15 protein-coding genes are annotated in these 16,719 nt (G+C 35.4%); 10 read left to right on the top strand and 5 right to left on the bottom strand.

Annotated features, from left to right (window positions below):
- Positions 1 to 37 precede the first annotated feature (37 nt).
- The gene (locus HHT355_RS04780; RefSeq protein ID WP_103202288.1) at positions 38 to 931 is read left to right on the top strand and encodes a dihydrodipicolinate synthase family protein; all 894 of its coding nucleotides are present in this window, start codon (positions 38 to 40) and stop codon (positions 929 to 931) included.
- 129 nt (positions 932 to 1,060) lie between these two features.
- Here HHT355_RS04780 and HHT355_RS04785 read toward each other — a convergent pair whose 3' ends face one another.
- Together HHT355_RS04785 and HHT355_RS04790 are read right to left on the bottom strand one after the other, a co-directional pair.
- Positions 1,061 to 2,251 (bottom strand): coenzyme F420-0:L-glutamate ligase, encoded by a 1,191-nt coding sequence (locus HHT355_RS04785; protein WP_103202289.1) that lies wholly within the window; start codon positions 2,249 to 2,251, stop codon positions 1,061 to 1,063.
- Positions 2,252 to 2,636: 385 nt separating this feature from the next.
- Positions 2,637 to 3,620, bottom strand: a complete 984-nt coding sequence (locus tag HHT355_RS04790; RefSeq protein ID WP_103202290.1) for a glycoside hydrolase family 43 protein — start codon at positions 3,618 to 3,620, stop codon at positions 2,637 to 2,639.
- 510 nt (positions 3,621 to 4,130) lie between these two features.
- Between HHT355_RS04790 and HHT355_RS04795 the strand changes: the two genes are divergently transcribed.
- The 4 genes from HHT355_RS04795 (at position 4,131) to HHT355_RS04810 (ending at position 8,115) form a co-directional block, all read left to right on the top strand.
- On the top strand, positions 4,131 to 5,264 hold the full coding sequence (locus HHT355_RS04795; RefSeq protein ID WP_146039168.1) for a coiled-coil domain-containing protein: 1,134 nt from the start codon (positions 4,131 to 4,133) through the stop codon (positions 5,262 to 5,264).
- A gap of 87 nt (positions 5,265 to 5,351) precedes the next feature.
- Positions 5,352 to 6,029 (top strand): cell division ATP-binding protein FtsE, encoded by a 678-nt coding sequence (locus HHT355_RS04800; protein ID WP_103202292.1) that lies wholly within the window; start codon positions 5,352 to 5,354, stop codon positions 6,027 to 6,029.
- The gene (locus HHT355_RS04805; protein WP_242967548.1) at positions 6,026 to 6,913 is read left to right on the top strand and encodes a cell division protein FtsX; all 888 of its coding nucleotides are present in this window, start codon (positions 6,026 to 6,028) and stop codon (positions 6,911 to 6,913) included. The genes HHT355_RS04800 and HHT355_RS04805 overlap by 4 nt, the downstream gene beginning before the upstream one ends.
- Positions 6,914 to 6,924: 11 nt before the next feature.
- Positions 6,925 to 8,115, top strand: a complete 1,191-nt coding sequence (locus HHT355_RS04810; protein WP_103202293.1) for an aldo/keto reductase — start codon at positions 6,925 to 6,927, stop codon at positions 8,113 to 8,115.
- Between the two features lie 227 nt (positions 8,116 to 8,342).
- Here the strand turns inward: HHT355_RS04810 and HHT355_RS04815 are convergent, their stop codons facing one another.
- Positions 8,343 to 9,476, bottom strand: coding sequence for an alpha/beta hydrolase (locus HHT355_RS04815; RefSeq protein ID WP_103202294.1), 1,134 nt, complete (start codon positions 9,474 to 9,476; stop codon positions 8,343 to 8,345).
- Positions 9,477 to 9,492: 16 nt separating this feature from the next.
- Complete coding sequence (locus HHT355_RS04820) at positions 9,493 to 9,936, bottom strand: MarR family winged helix-turn-helix transcriptional regulator (protein ID WP_158245891.1); 444 nt, start codon at positions 9,934 to 9,936, stop codon at positions 9,493 to 9,495.
- Between the two features lie 564 nt (positions 9,937 to 10,500).
- Here HHT355_RS04820 and HHT355_RS04825 point away from each other — a divergent pair.
- From HHT355_RS04825 to HHT355_RS04840, 4 genes are all read left to right on the top strand, one after another.
- Complete coding sequence (locus HHT355_RS04825; RefSeq protein WP_103202296.1) at positions 10,501 to 11,925, top strand: ABC transporter substrate-binding protein; 1,425 nt, start codon at positions 10,501 to 10,503, stop codon at positions 11,923 to 11,925.
- A 168-nt stretch (positions 11,926 to 12,093) separates the two neighbouring features.
- A complete protein-coding gene (locus HHT355_RS04830; RefSeq protein WP_103202297.1) occupies positions 12,094 to 13,077 on the top strand; it encodes a carbohydrate ABC transporter permease in 984 nt (327 codons plus the stop codon).
- Entirely contained in the window at positions 13,074 to 13,922 is an 849-nt protein-coding gene (locus HHT355_RS04835; protein ID WP_103202298.1) for a carbohydrate ABC transporter permease, read from the top strand. Before HHT355_RS04830 ends, HHT355_RS04835 begins: the two co-directional genes overlap by 4 nt.
- A 236-nt stretch (positions 13,923 to 14,158) precedes the next feature.
- Positions 14,159 to 14,782, top strand: a complete 624-nt coding sequence (locus HHT355_RS04840) for a 50S ribosomal protein L25 (RefSeq protein WP_158245892.1) — start codon at positions 14,159 to 14,161, stop codon at positions 14,780 to 14,782.
- A 214-nt stretch (positions 14,783 to 14,996) separates the two neighbouring features.
- On the opposite strand, the gene HHT355_RS04845 is transcribed toward HHT355_RS04840, so the two are convergent.
- Complete coding sequence (locus HHT355_RS04845) at positions 14,997 to 15,632, bottom strand: SIMPL domain-containing protein (protein WP_103202300.1); 636 nt, start codon at positions 15,630 to 15,632, stop codon at positions 14,997 to 14,999.
- Between the two features lie 140 nt (positions 15,633 to 15,772).
- Between HHT355_RS04845 and HHT355_RS04850 the strand changes: the two genes are divergently transcribed.
- Positions 15,773 to 16,486: an HAD family hydrolase gene (locus tag HHT355_RS04850; protein ID WP_103202301.1), complete on the top strand. Its 714-nt coding sequence runs from the start codon at positions 15,773 to 15,775 to the stop codon at positions 16,484 to 16,486.
- The last annotated feature ends 233 nt before the right edge of the window (positions 16,487 to 16,719 follow it).

Below are 16,719 nucleotides of genomic sequence, written 5' to 3' on the forward strand. Positions count from 1 at the left end.
ATAATTCCGGCCGGATTACCGAAAGGAGATACATATTTTGAAAGCGAAATTTATTACTCCGGTAGTTACGGCGTTTAATAAAAACTATAATCCGGATTTTAAGGCCAATCAAAAAATTTGGGACTATGTAATTGAAGGCGGTATTGACGGTATTATTCTTTTTGGCAGTACCGGAGAGTTTTTTGCTTTGTCAGTTGATCAGAAGAAGGAACTTATCCAGGCTGCCGCAGAGCATATAAGAAATAGGGTTTCTTTAATTGTGGGGACCGGTTCAATGCAACTTAATGAAACTATTGAACTCTCTCAATATGCAGCTAAATGTAAGGCCGATGGTGTTATTATAGTTCCGCCGTACTATTTTTCACTGTCCAGTGACAGCATAGAAACTTATTTTGATAAGATTGCAGAGGCGGTAGATACTAAAATATATATATATAACTATCCGGAAAGGACAGGCTATGACATAACTCCGGACCTGATGTTAAGGCTTCGCAGAAAGCATAAGAATATAGCAGGTTGCAAAGATACTGTCGTAAACTTTGCTCATACCCGCAAACTAATAGATGCCATACTTCCTGAGTTTCCGGATTTTGAAATTTATTCGGGTTATGACGATTATTTTGCCCGAAATGTTCTTAGCGGCGGATGCGGGGCAATAGGAGGATTAACCAATATAGCACCTGAGATAGGGTCAGGCTGGGTAAAGGCATTTAAGGAAAATGATATTGAAAAAATATCTTTTTATCAGAAGCAAATGGATATCCTGGCCCGTTTGTTTGATTTCGGCGTTCCTTTTGTTCCTCTTGTTAAAAAAGCCATGGTATTAAGGGGACTACCTATGGAAGATATCTGTATGCCTCCGTTAAAAAAGCCTACAAAAGAACAGACAGAACAGATCAAAGAGATTTTAAATAAACTCTCAAAAATTTAATATAAGCATAATGTAGCGGGACTTATAAACCTGATTTTATTTAAAACAGGTACTTTAAGTCCCGCCATTTGCATTATTTGTTATATTCTTAAGTTTAAAAGTAGCTTTTATATTTAAAGTATTAACTGCTTAATCTGTATAATTATCAAAATAGCCCTGAATCAGTATTATCGGAGTGCCCTTATCGCCGCTGCCTGAAGTCAGATCACATAATGAGCCAATCAGGTCTGTCAGCCTTCTTGGAGTAGTGCCTTGAGAAATTTCTTTGCCTAACAGATCATCACTTTTATTTTTTATATATTCTGATATGGCGTCTTCCAGTTCTTTTCCTTTAAGATGAGGGAAGTAATTGTCTGCTATATATTTAAGTTTGATTTCTTTAGGACGGCCTTCCAAACCGGCGGTGTAAGCAGGGGATACGACAGGGTCGGCCAGTTCCCAAATCTTTCCCATAGGATCTTTAAATGCCCCGTCGCCGTAAATCATAACCTCAACATTTTTTCCCGTAAGTTCTTTAATTCTTTTGTTTATTTTATCCACTACAGGTTGACAGTCACGGGGGAAAAGCTTAACAGTGTCTTCGGTTGCTTTGTTACTTCCCAATAATCCGTAAGTTTCGTTGTAGCCGCTGCCGTCAACACTGGTTGAAAGTATATCATCCAGGCCGTATACTGTTTCGGCCCCTGCATTTCTCAACAGCCTTTTTGTACGGGCTCTGGAATGTATATCACAGCAGAGGATATGTTTGGTATAGTTTAGGATAGTACGGCAGTCGTTAGCCAGAATAATTTCAACCTCACAGCCTTCAGCCTGAATTACGTTTTTATAATACTCTATATAATCTATTCCTGTAAACGGATGTCTGACATATCCGAATAAGTCCCGATATTTATCCTCAGTCAGTACGTCTGACCAGGGATTTATACCTTTTTCATCCAATGAATCTATGTCTATCAGATGGTTTCCTACTTCATCCGAAGGATAGCTGAGCATAAGTACTATTTTTTTTGCGCCTCTTGCAATTCCTTTAAGACATATTGAAAATCTGTTTCTGCTTAAGATAGGGAAAATTAGACCAATAGTTTTGTCTGCAAATTTTGCTTTAATGTCAGCCGCAATTTGATCCACAGTAGCATAATTTCCCTGAGCACGGGCTACTACGGCTTCAGTTATACCGATTACATCTTTGTCGTTTAATTGAAAATTCTCTTGTTTTACGGCATCAAGGACGCATTTAACCACAATTTCAACAATATCGTCTCCCTCACGGATGATAGGAGCACGAATTCCTCTGGATACGGTTCCGACTAATCTGTCCATAAACTTCACTCCCTAATATAATTTTGCCCTGAAAAGAGCAATCCTTAATCCACAATAAGTATATCACTAATTATAATGTTAGTAAAACTAATAGTTTTTATATCTGGCATAAGATACACTTATACCATAATGATGATATTCTTAATAATTGATTTAATAATTTATATTTTATGATACGCCGTATTTGCTTGTAATTTAGAATATATTTGACAAATGAGAATTCAGGCGGTTTAAATAAGAGAATATATGTAAAATGAAATAAAAATAAATTATGAATACCGAAATGGTGTAAAAAAAGGTTGTATTAAAATGATTTTCTAAAATTTCATTTTAATACAACCTCATCATAACATACTTCAAATAAAGGAATTACTGCATCCTGATATTAATTTTTATACGGATGAATTGTTTGAATAGTACCGTCCTCATTATATTTCAATTCGGTAAATTTAATGCAGCGTCTGTGGTCGATGCCGCCTGACAATGAAGCGTCATGATAGAACAGATACCATTTACCTTTGAATTCAACTATTGAATGATGAGTAGTCCAACCGATAACAGGTTCCAAAATCCTGCCTCTGTAAACAAACGGGCCTTTTGGATTGTCACTGGTAGCATAAACTATATAATGAGTAGTTCCGGTTGAATAGGACAGATAATAAGTTCCGTTATATTTATGCATCCAGGGACCTTCAAAGTAACGTTTGTCTTCATCTCCGGCTAATAAAGGCTTGCCGTTTTCGTCAAGGATCTGAATTTCCTGGGGAGGCTCTGCAAAGGACAGCATATCGTCGTTCATAACGGCGACCCTGGGTCCGATTGCAACTTCTTTAGGGTCTTGAGGGCCGGCATTCGGATTAAAGGTTCCGGTCTGCCATTTTTCCAGTTGTCCGCCCCAAATTCCTCCGAAATATAAATATGCCTTGCCGTCATCGTCTACAAAGATAGCCGGATCAATACTGTAACTTCCCGGTATATAATTCGGTTCCGGAGTAAAGGGTCCGGCAGGATTATCTGATATAGCTACTCCGATACGAAAGATACCCTCTTTATCCTTTGCAGGGAAGAATAAATAATATTTTCCGTTTTTATAAGCTGCATCGGGTGCCCACATTTGCTGGCTGACCCAAGGAACGTTCTTCATATGAAGAACTTCACCATGGTCAACAACCGGAGCATCAACATCGTCCATAGAAAATACATGATAATCTTCCATGCGATATTGAGTGCCGTCGTCATCGGACTGGCCGTCGTGCTCCAGGTCATGGGACGGATAGATGTAAATTTTGTCTTCAAATACGTGAGCAGAAGGATCTGCCGTATAAATGTGAGTTACTAAAGGTTCATTTTGCTTTGCTTGTTTGCTCATTTATACTCTCCTTGTAAAATGATAGTAATGATAGTAAATTATTCATATTTCTATTATACCAAGGAAAGAAAAACTATCAATAACAATTATTCATTAAATATAAACCCGTATTTTGACATATTTGACAATCATTAAACAATATGCTGAAATTAAAATCTGTAATCGATTAAATATTGTAACCATGATATAATTAAATAAAATAAATTCGTACGAATATGAAACCCAGACTGGATCTATATCAAAAATAAAACTTTATTTTTGTCAGGGCTAATACAAAAGAAATTAAACATAGCACAGATTCATGTTATAATCATTAACATATTACAACTGGTAAATGATAGGGCTGTATCTATGTAAAGAGCATAGGATTTTACTGTAATATGTTAAAAACTAATTATCATAGAGCTTTATGGGCAATCAGGCATAAAAATTCATAAGTCATAATTGATTAAATCAAGTAATATAAACGAAGGATAAGGGTTTATGTTACAGAAAGGGGGAAAAGATGATATGATTAAAAGAAGCTGTAAAATTTGTGTTTTGCTTCTTCTTGTGTTTGCAGTAAGTATTGTGGTCAGGCCTTTTAAAGTAAGCGGTGAAGTAAAACCAATTACAGAAGCAAATGAAAAGCTTAAGGATATAAGTGAGCAGGAGAAAGAAACTTTAGAAAAACTTTTTCTTATAACTCAGGAAATAGAGGGGTTGGAAAGAGAAGAAGCAAAAATATTAAAAGAAATAGCCGAACTTGGTTTGGAAATAGAAAAAATTGATTTATCCATAATAGAAGAAGAGGAAAATTATGATAATTATCTGGGACTTTTTGAACAGGTACTGAGAAGCTATCAAAGGTGGGGGCCGGCGTCATATATAGACATTATTTTGAAAGCTGAAGATCTTACTTCACTGATTAAGAGCCTTAATCTGATTAAAGATATCTCAAGAAATACCGGAGAACTGCTGGCTTCCATTGAGGAAAGCAGGCAAAGACTTGAAGAAAAGAAACAAGAGCTTTCGGACTATTTGGCTTTGCTTGAAGAAAAAAATGAAGAGCTTAAAGATTCAATAGCCGCAAGGCAAAAGCTTGTAAAAGACCTGGAAAGCTTTTTGGATTCACTGGCGGAAGAGAAAGAACGATATGAGGAGCATCTTAACAATCTGAAACTGATGTGGGAAAATCTGAATGAACTGTTTTCCAATATAGTTGATGAATTCTCACGGATAATAAGTGAAGGGTATTTTACTGTTGAAGATTTAAATTTAAAATTCAGCCTTTTCTCTTTGAAAGGTTCTATACATGAGGACACCATAAACCGCATTTTAAACGAGAATTCAAATTATTCGGAAATGATATTTCGTTTTGAAAATGAGGCGGTAAGAATTGAGATTCCGGATAATCATTTTATACTCGAAGGATATTTTGCTATAAGGAGCAAAACTGCCCTGGAATTTGTACCCGAAAGCGGCACTTTTTATAACATGGTACTGGAAAAGGAATCTATAGACGAATTATTTAAAAATGGGCCTATGATAATTGATTTTGAAAAAATAGCAGGAGATATGATTACTCTGGATATTGAACTGAAAGAAATAAGCACCGGGGGCGGTTATTTGAATTTTACGATAAATTCCGGCTTTATGTTTTAAAACATTGCAGCATAAAACCATTTATAAAATATTAAAGATGCCTGTATTAATATATATGCCCGTATTTTCATAAAAGGAGGAATTTACTTGATTATATCGGAAAATGTTTCGTTAATATATCCGGACAAGACTCAGGCTTTATTTGATGTAAATCTTGAAATAAAACCCGGTGAACTGGTATACATAACAGGGCCCAGCGGCTCCGGCAAGACAAGTTTTCTGAAGCTGCTTATGGGTATGGAATTTCCGACGTCAGGGAGCTTAAGCGTATTGGGGGAAACGATAAATAAAAGTAATTACGGCAATATTCAAAAATTAAGAAGAAAAATCGGGCCGGTTTTTCAGGAATTTAAACTGATACAAGGAAGAACGGCTCTGGAGAATGTAATGATGGGTATGCGGTTTTTAGGTATTAAGCCAAAACTAATGAAAGAGCAGGCCCATGAGGCTCTGGAAAAAGTGGGACTCGGGCATAAGAAATATTCAAAAGTAGAAAATCTGTCATGGGGAGAATCTCAAAGAGTAGCTATAGCAAGGGCGGTGGCAAGAAAACCTTTGCTTATACTGGCTGACGAGCCTACCGGCAATTTGGACTACGACAATGCCATAAATATTCTTAAATTACTGAAATCTTTCAGGGAAGAGGATATAACGGTTATTATAACCACTCATGCTACTCATTTGATAAATAATGAAAAAGATGCCATGTTTATTAATGTATATAAGGGCAGAATCACTGCGGAGCGTAAGGGGTTGGCTGTATGAAAACTTTTTTGTATAACATAGGTTATTTTTTTAAAGAAACGGGTAGGATTATCAGATTAAATATTCTATCCAATATTTTTTCGATTATAGGTACAGGCTTGATTTTGTTTCTTTTAGGACTGGTTATAACCGGGTCCGATATCGGAAACCATCTGGTAAATATGTTAAATGAAGAAGCCGAAATTAACGGTTATTTTACAAAGGACATATCGGATTCTGACAGAAATGAACTTGTAGAAAAAATCGGAAAAATTTACGGGGTCCGCAGTGCCAGGCTTGTAAATGAAGATGAAGCCAAAAAAAAGATGGAAGATATACTGGGAGAAGAAGCAAAGATACTTGAACTTTTTAAAGAAAATCCCTTTGAAGCTTTTGTGGAGATTAGGATTAACGTAGATGAGATGGAAAACATCCTAGATAACGTTAAAAACATGAAAGGAATAGAATATGTCAGGGATAACAGAGAGGTCCTGGAAAAGATTAAAGATATTACATATGCATTTAAAGTATTGGGCTATCTTTTAATAGCGGCGGTAGGAATTACTACTTTAATTATTTTGTCCCATATGATACGTCAGGGTATTTATAATAACAGGGAACAGATAAATACGTTAAGGCTGCTTGGTTCTCCCGGTGCATTTATCGGATTTCCCTATGTGCTTACAGGAATTTTGCTTACTTTACTTGGCGGAATTTTGGCAGCCTTATCTGTGGTGCTTCTGATTAATACTGCATATGAAGGCATCGGAAGTACTGTTTTATTTCTGCCTTTACCGTCAAAGAATGATTTGATTGATAAAATGATAATTTTAATTCCTTCACTAAGTTTTATACTGGGACTAATGGGAAGTCTGTTTGGATTATCGTCAATAAGAAAGAAATAAGGGGAAAGAATATGCTTAAAAGATTAAATATTAAAAACGGAGACGAACTGTCCATACTTGGTTTTGGCTGTATGCGGTTTCCTACAAAGAACGGAAGTATCGATGAAGAAAGATCCATTGCACTGATCAGGGAATGCATACATAAAGGGATAAATTATTTTGATACCGCTTATTTTTATAACGGAGGAAAGAGCGAATCAATTCTCGGGAAAGCCTTACAAGGCGGTTATAGAGAAAAGGTTAAAATTGCCACCAAACTTCCTCCTTTTATGGTAAAAAAACTTGACGGGGCAAAAAGCATCTTTGCAACACAGCTAAAAAAACTTCAGACGGATTATATCGATTATTATCTTTTACACATGTTGCAGGACAAAGCTGGATTTGAAAGGCTTAATAATCTTGGAATTATAGAGTGGCTGGAAGAACTGAAAAAAGAAGGTATTATCCGCAATATAGGTTTTTCATTTCATGGTTCAAGAAACGACTTTGAAGAAATTTTAAAATCTTACTCATGGGATTTTTGCCAAATACAATATAATTATATGGATGTAAATAACCAGGCAGGGAAATACGGGCTGCAACTTGCTCATTCTATGGGTATACCGGTTATCGTAATGGAACCCTTAAGAGGCGGAAGACTGGCGGACAAATTACCGAAAGAAGTGATAAGTGAATTTAAATCCTACAGTGAAAAAAGAAGCCCGGCCGAATGGGCTTTAAGATGGGTTTGGAATCACCCTGAAGTTACCGTAGTCCTTTCTGGAATGAGCGATGAAAAGCAACTTGAAGAAAATGTAAAAACTGCTTCAGATGCTATACCCAATTCACTAAGTGAAGAAGAACTAAAAGTTTTTGACAGAGTTATGGATATAATGCACAGGAAGACAAAAGTCCCTTGTACCGGTTGCAGCTACTGTATGCCTTGTCCTTTCGGAGTAAATATTCCGGCCTGTTTTTCAGTTTATAATGATAAATACCTGTTAAATGAGAAAAGTAGTAAAATCATTTATTATAGGACCCTGGGGGGTTTATCAAAGCAGCCGGCATATGCTTCCGTATGTAAAGGATGCGGTAAATGCGAAAGCAAATGCCCTCAGCATATCGAGATACGAAAAGAACTTGGAAAAATTAAAAAAGAGATGGAAGATTTCATTACCAATACGGCTTTAAAAATAGCAAGAAAGTATATGAAAATTTCATGAAATATTTTTTGGTCTGTAATTCAGTAAAGCAAGTATTGTTTAAAATAATAAAAGTTTATAATAATATTAATTAAAGTAATACTGAGTTAAAAAATTTAAATGAATAGGGCGATGACTTTATAAAGTCATCGCCCTATTCATAATGGAGGAGGTTTAAATATAGTAAAAAAATTAAGAAAATAAAATTAATGATGAAATAAATTATTAATTTATTATATTAAAGTAGATTATTGGCTATTTTTAAAAACCAAGTTAGCAAAATTATAAAAACCCAGATACCAGATATCGAAAGTATGGCCTCCGCTGACCTTTTGCCAGATAAAGTTCTTTCCTTCCGAAAGTTTATCTGTTAATTGAGTTAAGGAATTAACGGCAGCAGAAGCGCTGGCTATGGCAATCTGATCTTCGGTTCCGCAGATATTATAAAAGAAATTTATATTATAGTCAGGAAAATCTTTGAGTTTATCCGATATAACAGAGGCCGTATATGTAGTAGGAGCTGCGGAAAAAGCACCGAAATAACTGATTATATCAAGACATTCACATAAACCGATATTTATAGTCTGCATTCCACCCATGGAAAGACCGGCCATAGCCCTGTGGTCCCGGGATTTAGTAAGGTCATAGCCGTTATCATCATAGTCTGCATATGTTGCGTAATGTTTGTCAATATAAGGTATTAAATCGTTACGCAATTCTTTACCGAATACGTAAAAGGAATTAAAATTGGACGTAGGACTGTGATCGGCGGCGGACCGGCCGTTAGGGGTAACAATTATAAATGGTTCTATAAGACCGCTATAAATCAAATTATCCATCATCTTTTTGATAAGTGAATCTTCACCGGTCATTCCCCATTCACTTTCGCTTCCTCCGATACCGTGCATAAGGTATAAGACATTATACAGCTTGGTTTCATCGTAATTATAAGGCAAATAAACATATGCCTGTTTAGTTATTTCAGATTCATCGCCAAAATAATCTTTTGTCTGGTATGTTATTTTTTCGATCGTACCGCCATGGTCGGTTCGTTTTTCAAACATTTGAAGAGGGATACTGTCAACTACCGTAAATGTCGTAAGGTCCGTATTGTAATTTTCTTCATTTACTAGTTCTTCCATAATCTCTTCCTCATTAATATTAATATTATTATTTATAATCTCTTTATTTACTTCGTTATCATTTATTGTATTTTCGCTACCGGATGTATCGGCAGTTTCTGAAGCTGTTTCTTTAGAAGTATTTTGATCGGTTGCTAAAAGGTCATTATCAGAACGGGTTTCTGTTGATTCGTTCCTGACTGAACAAGAAACCGAAAGCAGCATAATAATGGAAATTAAAAATATCAAAATCTTTTTCATTGTAATTAACCTGCCTTTAATAATTTTCAAGATTATACCGGATACGGTTAAAAAAACTTATAAGTAACTGTTTTTCGGTTTCAGTAAAATTTTTAAAACTCTTTTTTTCAATCTCATCAACAATCTGATTGATTTTTGTTGCCAGTTTGCGGCCTTTTTCTGTCAGGTAGATTGAGTTTGCCCGCTTGTTTCCCGAAACATAAACAGGTTTTTTATAAATAAGGCCGTCTTTTTCCAATTTCCCTAGAAGAGAAGTCATGGTAGCCGGCTCCACATGACAACGTTCAGCCAAATCTTTTTGCAGAAAACCTTCATTCTGTAATAGTATAGATAGAACCTTCGGTTGTCCGGTTGAAAGATTTAATTTTTGAAATTCTGCAAAGCAATGTTTTTTATGAGTATGATAGCAGCCTATAAGAACAGTGTGTAATCTTTGGTTTTCGGAATGATCATTTGACAAGTATGGCATCACTCCTTTAATTACTAATTAGATTTCTAATTAGATTTATAATAAATTAACAAGAAAATATTGTCAAGTATTTTAGATTTAGCATATTAACAGGACTAATGAACGTTGTTATATATCCGAAAACATGAATATGAAAATACAAGTATATACATGACAATAAAATATTTGCACTTTGGAACTATTTTAATATCAATAAAACTATATAAAAAGCTGCAATGGGCATGTGGCGGATAACTTTAAAGGAACGAAAATATATGACTTTTAGTATAAAAAATACAGTCAGAAGCTTAAGAAAGACTGCATAAATCTGCCTATATACTGAAAAATGACGTTAATAAATTGGAATAACAATCAGGGAACTATATTTATAAAGAGGCCTTTACATAGATAAAAGTGTTAATTAATTCTAATATAAATGTATATTATATATAAATTTTGCACAAAAATAGCAATATCTGAAATTAAAACAGCAATATTTGAGAAGCTTGTTTTTGAGTATTTTGTTATAATACATTTGTATTTTTTTGAATACAAAAAATAAGAGGAGGGTATAATATGAAACGTATTATTGCTTTATTTCTTGCATGCCTGATGATAATGTCACTGGCATTAACAGGCTGCGGCAAGAAAGACGACAGCAAGGAAGGCTCTAATTCTTCTGACAAGTCTGATAGCGGAACTAAAACTGAAACTCAGGAACCGGTAAAAGAAGTTGAGGATGATCCTAACGTAAAGGTACTTAATATTTGGTCCTTTACTGATGAAGTTCCCAATATGCTGAAAAAGTACAAAGATTTAAATCCTGATTTTAATTACGAAATTAAGGAAACAATTATTGCTACTACTGAGGGTGCTTATCAGCCGGCACTTGACCAGGCACTTGCAGGAGGAGGTTCCGATGCTCCTGATATCTACTGTGTTGAGGCCGCATTTGTTCTGAAATATACACAGGGCGATGCCCATCAATACGCTGCAGCATACAAAGATCTGGGCATAGATGTTGACAGATTGATTGAAGAAGCTGAAATTGCTCCTTATACAGTAGAAATCGGAACAAATCCTAACGGACAGGTAGTAGGACTTGGCTATCAGGCTACAGGAGGAGCTTTCATTTATCGTCGTTCTCTGGCAATTGATACGTGGGGTACTGATGATCCTGCAGTTATCAAGACCAAGATTGGTCCCGGCTGGGATAAATTCTTTGAAGCAGCTGAGGAACTTAAGGCTAAGGGGTATGCTATAGTATCCGGTGACGGTGATATTTGGCACGCCGTTGAAAACAGCTCCGATAAGGGATGGGTTGTTGACGGTAAGCTGACAATCGATCCTAAGCGTGAAGAGTTCTTGGATCTTTCAAAGAAACTTAAAGACAACAACTATCACAATGATACTCAGGACTGGACCGACGCTTGGTATGCAGATATGAAAGGCGTAGGTGACAAACCTGTATTCGGTTTCTTCGGTCCTGCTTGGTTGATTAACTACGTTATGGCTGAGCATTGCGGCGGAAAAGCACCCGGTGAAGGAACATACGGTGACTGGGCAGTATGTGAGCCTCCTATAGGATTCTTCTGGGGCGGTACATGGGTTCTTGCCAATAAAAATACAAAGATACCTAAGACTGTAGGTAAGATTATCGAATGGATTACACTTGACAGCTCCGAAACAGGTCTTCAGTATTTCTGGGCTAACGGAACTTTGAATGGCCCTGGCGGAACAAAGGATGCCGTTGCTTCCGGTGCAGTTATGAAGAAATCCGACGGTACTCTTGATTTCTTGGGCGGACAAAATATGTTTGATGTATTTGTTCCTGCCGGTGAGTTTGCAAACGGTAAGAACTTAACACAATATGATGAAACAATCAATGGCTATTGGCGTGAGCAAGTTCGTGAATACACAGCCGGTAACAAGTCTCGTGAACAGGCTATAGCTGATTTCAAACAACAAGTAGCGGATAACCTTGATGTTATCGTTGAATAACTAGACTGATATTAGGGGCGGCGAAGCCTTTCGACCGCCCTTAATTTACGGTAAAGATAGATATATTAAGCATGTTTTAATTATTTTATATACATAATTATAAATTAGACATGCATGGTTATAGTGGGATCTACCCAGAAGACTTTAAGTATACCGGAGGTGCATTTAATGCGACGTCGTAAAGGTATCAGTTACGCAAAGTACGGATATATATTTTCTATTCCGTTTATTCTTGTGTATCTTATATTTTCCTTGTATCCTACACTTTTTACAGCTGTAATAGGCTTTACGGACTTTAAAGGTATAGGCAGAACGGATTTTAATTTCCTTGATAATCCGTTCCAAAATTTTATATTGATTTTAAAAAATCCTTCATTCCAGAAATCCCTTGGAAATACGGTTCTGATTTGGACCCTGAACTTTATACCGCAGATTTTACTGGCTTTATTGTTAACGGCCTGGTTTACCAGTAATCGCCGCAAAATTAGAGGGCAGGGAATATTTAAGGTATTGTTTTATATGCCAAATATTATAACTGCTGCAACAATAGCTATACTTTTCAGCTCACTGTTTGGTTATCCTATAGGTCCAATAAATTCACTCTTTCAAAAATTAGGATTATCAAAAGAACCTATATACTTCCTGATGAATAAGAGTGTTGCCAGAGGTATTGTGGCATTTATTCAATTCTGGATGTGGTATGGCTACACAATGATAGTATTTATAGCCGGGGTTTTAGGCATTAATCCCGAATTATTTGAGGCAGCCGAAATAGACGGGGCTTCAAGCAGGCAGACATTTTTCCGTGTTACTTTACCCAATATTAGGACAATTATGTTGTTTACTCTGGTTACAAGTTTAGTCGGTGGTTTGAATATGTTCGATATCCCGAAACTGTTCCAGAACGGTGGACCGGACAATTCGACCCTTACAGCAGCTGTCTTCATATATAACCAGGCTTTTGCAGGTAGTTACCTGTATAACCGTGCTGCTGCCGCCAGCATGATAATGTTCATAATTATTCTTATATGTTCTGCTACTATATTCTTTATCTTAAGGGATAAAGATGCAGTGCTTCAAAGAAAGCTTGAAAAGAAGCATAAAAAAGCCTTAAGGAAAGCAGAAAAAGAGGCAAGGAGGGCGACAGTATGAGACATGCAACTACTGTACCTCAAAAATTATATAAAGTTTTAATTTATGTCGTTTGTATAATTTTAGCATTATTGAGTATATTTCCTTTTTGGGTTATGGTGGTAAATGCTACCCGTAATACCTATCAAATTCAGGCCAATGCTGTTTCCCTGATACCGTCATCTTATCTGGCAAATAACTGGAAGGTCCTGGTGGGAAAAAGCTTTAATCCTCTGAAAGGATTTATTAACTCAATGATTATTTCCACTTGCTCTACCATACTGACCGTGTATTTCTCTTCATTGACAGCATACGGATTGGTGGCATATGACTGGAGATTGCGTCAGCCGTTTTTCTCGTTTATTATGGCAATTATGATGATACCTGCGCAGGTAACCAGTATAGGATTTTATCAGTTTATGTATCGTATAAATATGACCAATAACTTCCTTCCTTTGATACTTCCTGCAGTAGCGGCTCCGACAACCGTGTTCTTTATGCGACAATATTTGCTCGGAACTTTAAATATTGATATTATTAATTCAGGCAGAATAGACGGTGCAGGTGAATTTCATATATTTAACCGTATTATCTTACCAATAATGAAGCCGGCTATTGCAACACAAGCTATATTCTCCTTTGTAGGAAGCTGGAACAATCTGTTTATGCCAATGGTTCTTCTGACTGATTCCGACAAATATACTTTACCTATCATGGTAAGTTTGCTTAGAGGAGACTTTTATAAGACAGAGTATGGTTCTATATATCTTGGTCTTACACTTACTGTATTACCGCTGTTTATAATTTACTTCTTATTGTCCAAGTATATTATTGCCGGTGTTGCTTTAGGTAGTGTTAAAGAATAAAATAATTAGTAAAAAAAGAAGATGGTAGTAAAATACCATCTTTTTTATTACAATTTAAGTGTTTAAATGCAAATTACATACAGTATTTACGCATCTTGACTTTTGTGTACATTAATATAAAATAATAATATATAGAAAATAACTATTGAGAGATATATTTTATTTTGTGTAAACAATTTTATTTGGGCTGGAAAATGATTAATAATATATCTCTACAAAAAAAGGAGGTATTTATTATGTCAGAAACAGCTGCTTTAAAATTTGAAGTCAGAAAAGAACTGACGAAAGGTGAAAAAAGAAGATATCGTAAAAACGGGTACATAATCGGTGTAATAAACCGTAAAGGAGAAGAATCGATACCCATAGCCGTAAAAATGGATGAATTTAGAAGAATAATAAAGCAAAACGGAAGAAATGCCATATTGAAGCTATATGATTCTGACAATAACAGTTATGATGTAATTGTAAAAACTATTGATACGGCTAATCTGAACTACGAATATCTTCATGTTGATTTTCAAAAAGTTTCCCTTAACGAAGAAATAAAAGTGGATGTTGCTTTAAAATTTATCGGAACCGATTTGTTAACTTCAAAACGTCTGGTTTTAAACAGATTTATGGATACTATTCCTGTATCTGCTTTACCTCAGGATATTCCTGATTTTATAGAAGTAGATGTTGCAGATAAAAATGACGGTGATATTATCTATGTAAAAGATCTGGTATTGGCAAAAGGGTTAACAGTTGAAGAAGATTCGGAGCGTATGGTTGCATCTATAAGTGTAGCAAAAGCTGAGGAAGTAGCATCCGATTCTGAAGAGGAAAATGAAACTGTAAAAAGCGAAGTTAATATAAGTTAAGTTTTTATATAAATTTTTATGAAATTATACTTATAAGTAAAAGTTAAGTTTTGGTGTATTTAAATATAAATATGTCCGGGGTTTCGTTTTTCATAAATAATCCTTTAACTATTAAAAACGGTACCCCGGATTAATTTTCGGTACAGGATAATTTCTCATTATGTTTAAATGACCACTAAAGGATAATTTTTTAAATTTTTTAATAAACATTTTATTAACTGTATCCGAATTCCATAGTTACAACAGCTTCGATATTGGTAGTTCCCGGTTCTATAGGAGTAGCAGCTAGTTCATCTCTGAAAAATGTTCTTGACAAAGGCACAGGTAAACTGTTTTCAACAATTCTTTTTGGTACCGGATCGGGTCGTGTATTAAATACTTCAGCCATGACAGAGGCCTTTTCAATCCCGTTTAATAAAGCTTGACGAAGGGCTTCGAGATAATATTGGTCTATGGTTGATACTTCAAATGAAATTGATTCAACAAGGTTTGCCCCCAGGGATACGGCCACATCTATTACGGTACCGACAGTGTCAAGCATTCCGGTCTGTATTTCAAACATATTTTGCACAGAATAACCCCGGTCAATTCTTAAGTTATTTTCAAATTCATAAATTTTGTCAATTAGATACCTGTATGTCCTTATGTCTTCTATTCCCATATTTCTTAAACCGTTTAAAACCGACTGACTGATTCTGGCATTATATTCCTGAATATCACTTAAGACTTCTCCGCTTGTAATAACACCCAATCTTATTATTGCCAGATCAGGAACGGCAGTTATTCGGCCTCTTCCTGTAACTATTATGGAGTTTCCGTTTATTTGTCCGTCATTGTTGTTTAAAAACATATATTTGCTCCTATTTGCTTTTATAACAATATATGTGAAATGAGTTAAAATATATGAAATATTGTGTATAATTATTGCTTGTATCCGTTGGGGGAATTTGTTATTATATATTAAATCAGTCTTAATTTCAGGAGGTCTTAATGGATACTTTTCTTTTTGATTTGGATGGTACGCTGCTTCCAATGGATCAGGATAAATTTGTAGATGTTTATTTTAATGGTTTAGCAAAAAAAATTGCTCCCTATGGGATTGATCCAAAAAAGTTGATTGCGACAGTGTGGGAAGGAACAAAAGCAATGATAAACAATGACGGCGCAATGAGTAACTGCAATCGCTTCTGGGATACTGCCGGCAAAATTTTTGGAGGAAGTATTGATGAATATGAAAAAATATTTAACGATTATTATGAAAATGAGTTCCAGATGCTAAAAGAAGTTACATATCCAAGCCCGACAGTAAAAGAATGCATTCGCGTTCTTAAAGATAAGGGATACAAAATTGTACTTGCAACAAATCCTTTGTTCCCTAAGATTGCTACATACAGCCGTATAAACTGGGCGGGATTGAAACCGGATGACTTTGAATGGATTACTACCTATGAGAATTCTTCCTATTGTAAACCTAATGTTAAATACTACGAAGAAATCCTTCATAATCTAAATCTTGTTCCCGGGCAATGCATTATGATCGGCAACGATGTATCAGACGATATGAGTGCAGAACTTATAGGGATGGATACATATCTGGTAACGGATTGCCTTATCAATACACAAAATAAAGATATAAGCCATTATAAGAAGGGAACATTGGAAGATTTACTTGATTTTATAAAAGACCTGCCAAGTATTGGATAAATAAATTTAAATTTGCCATTTTAATTAAATATTATGAATATTCGATGACATTATTAAATTAAAATTAAAATAGCTTATACATTATAAATAAATAAACTAAGGGATACGAAATAACTTATCTTGAATTTTCCGATTGATAACCGAGTGGAGACCTTAGCGGAATATGAAAACGGACCGATTCGTTTTTCATATTCCGCTTTTTAGCGAATAAGGTTTTTATTATTGGCTCTTTG

The sequence above is a fragment of the Herbinix hemicellulosilytica genome (genome assembly GCF_002904165.1).
GTDB lineage: Bacteria > Bacillota > Clostridia > Lachnospirales > Lachnospiraceae > Mobilitalea > Mobilitalea hemicellulosilytica.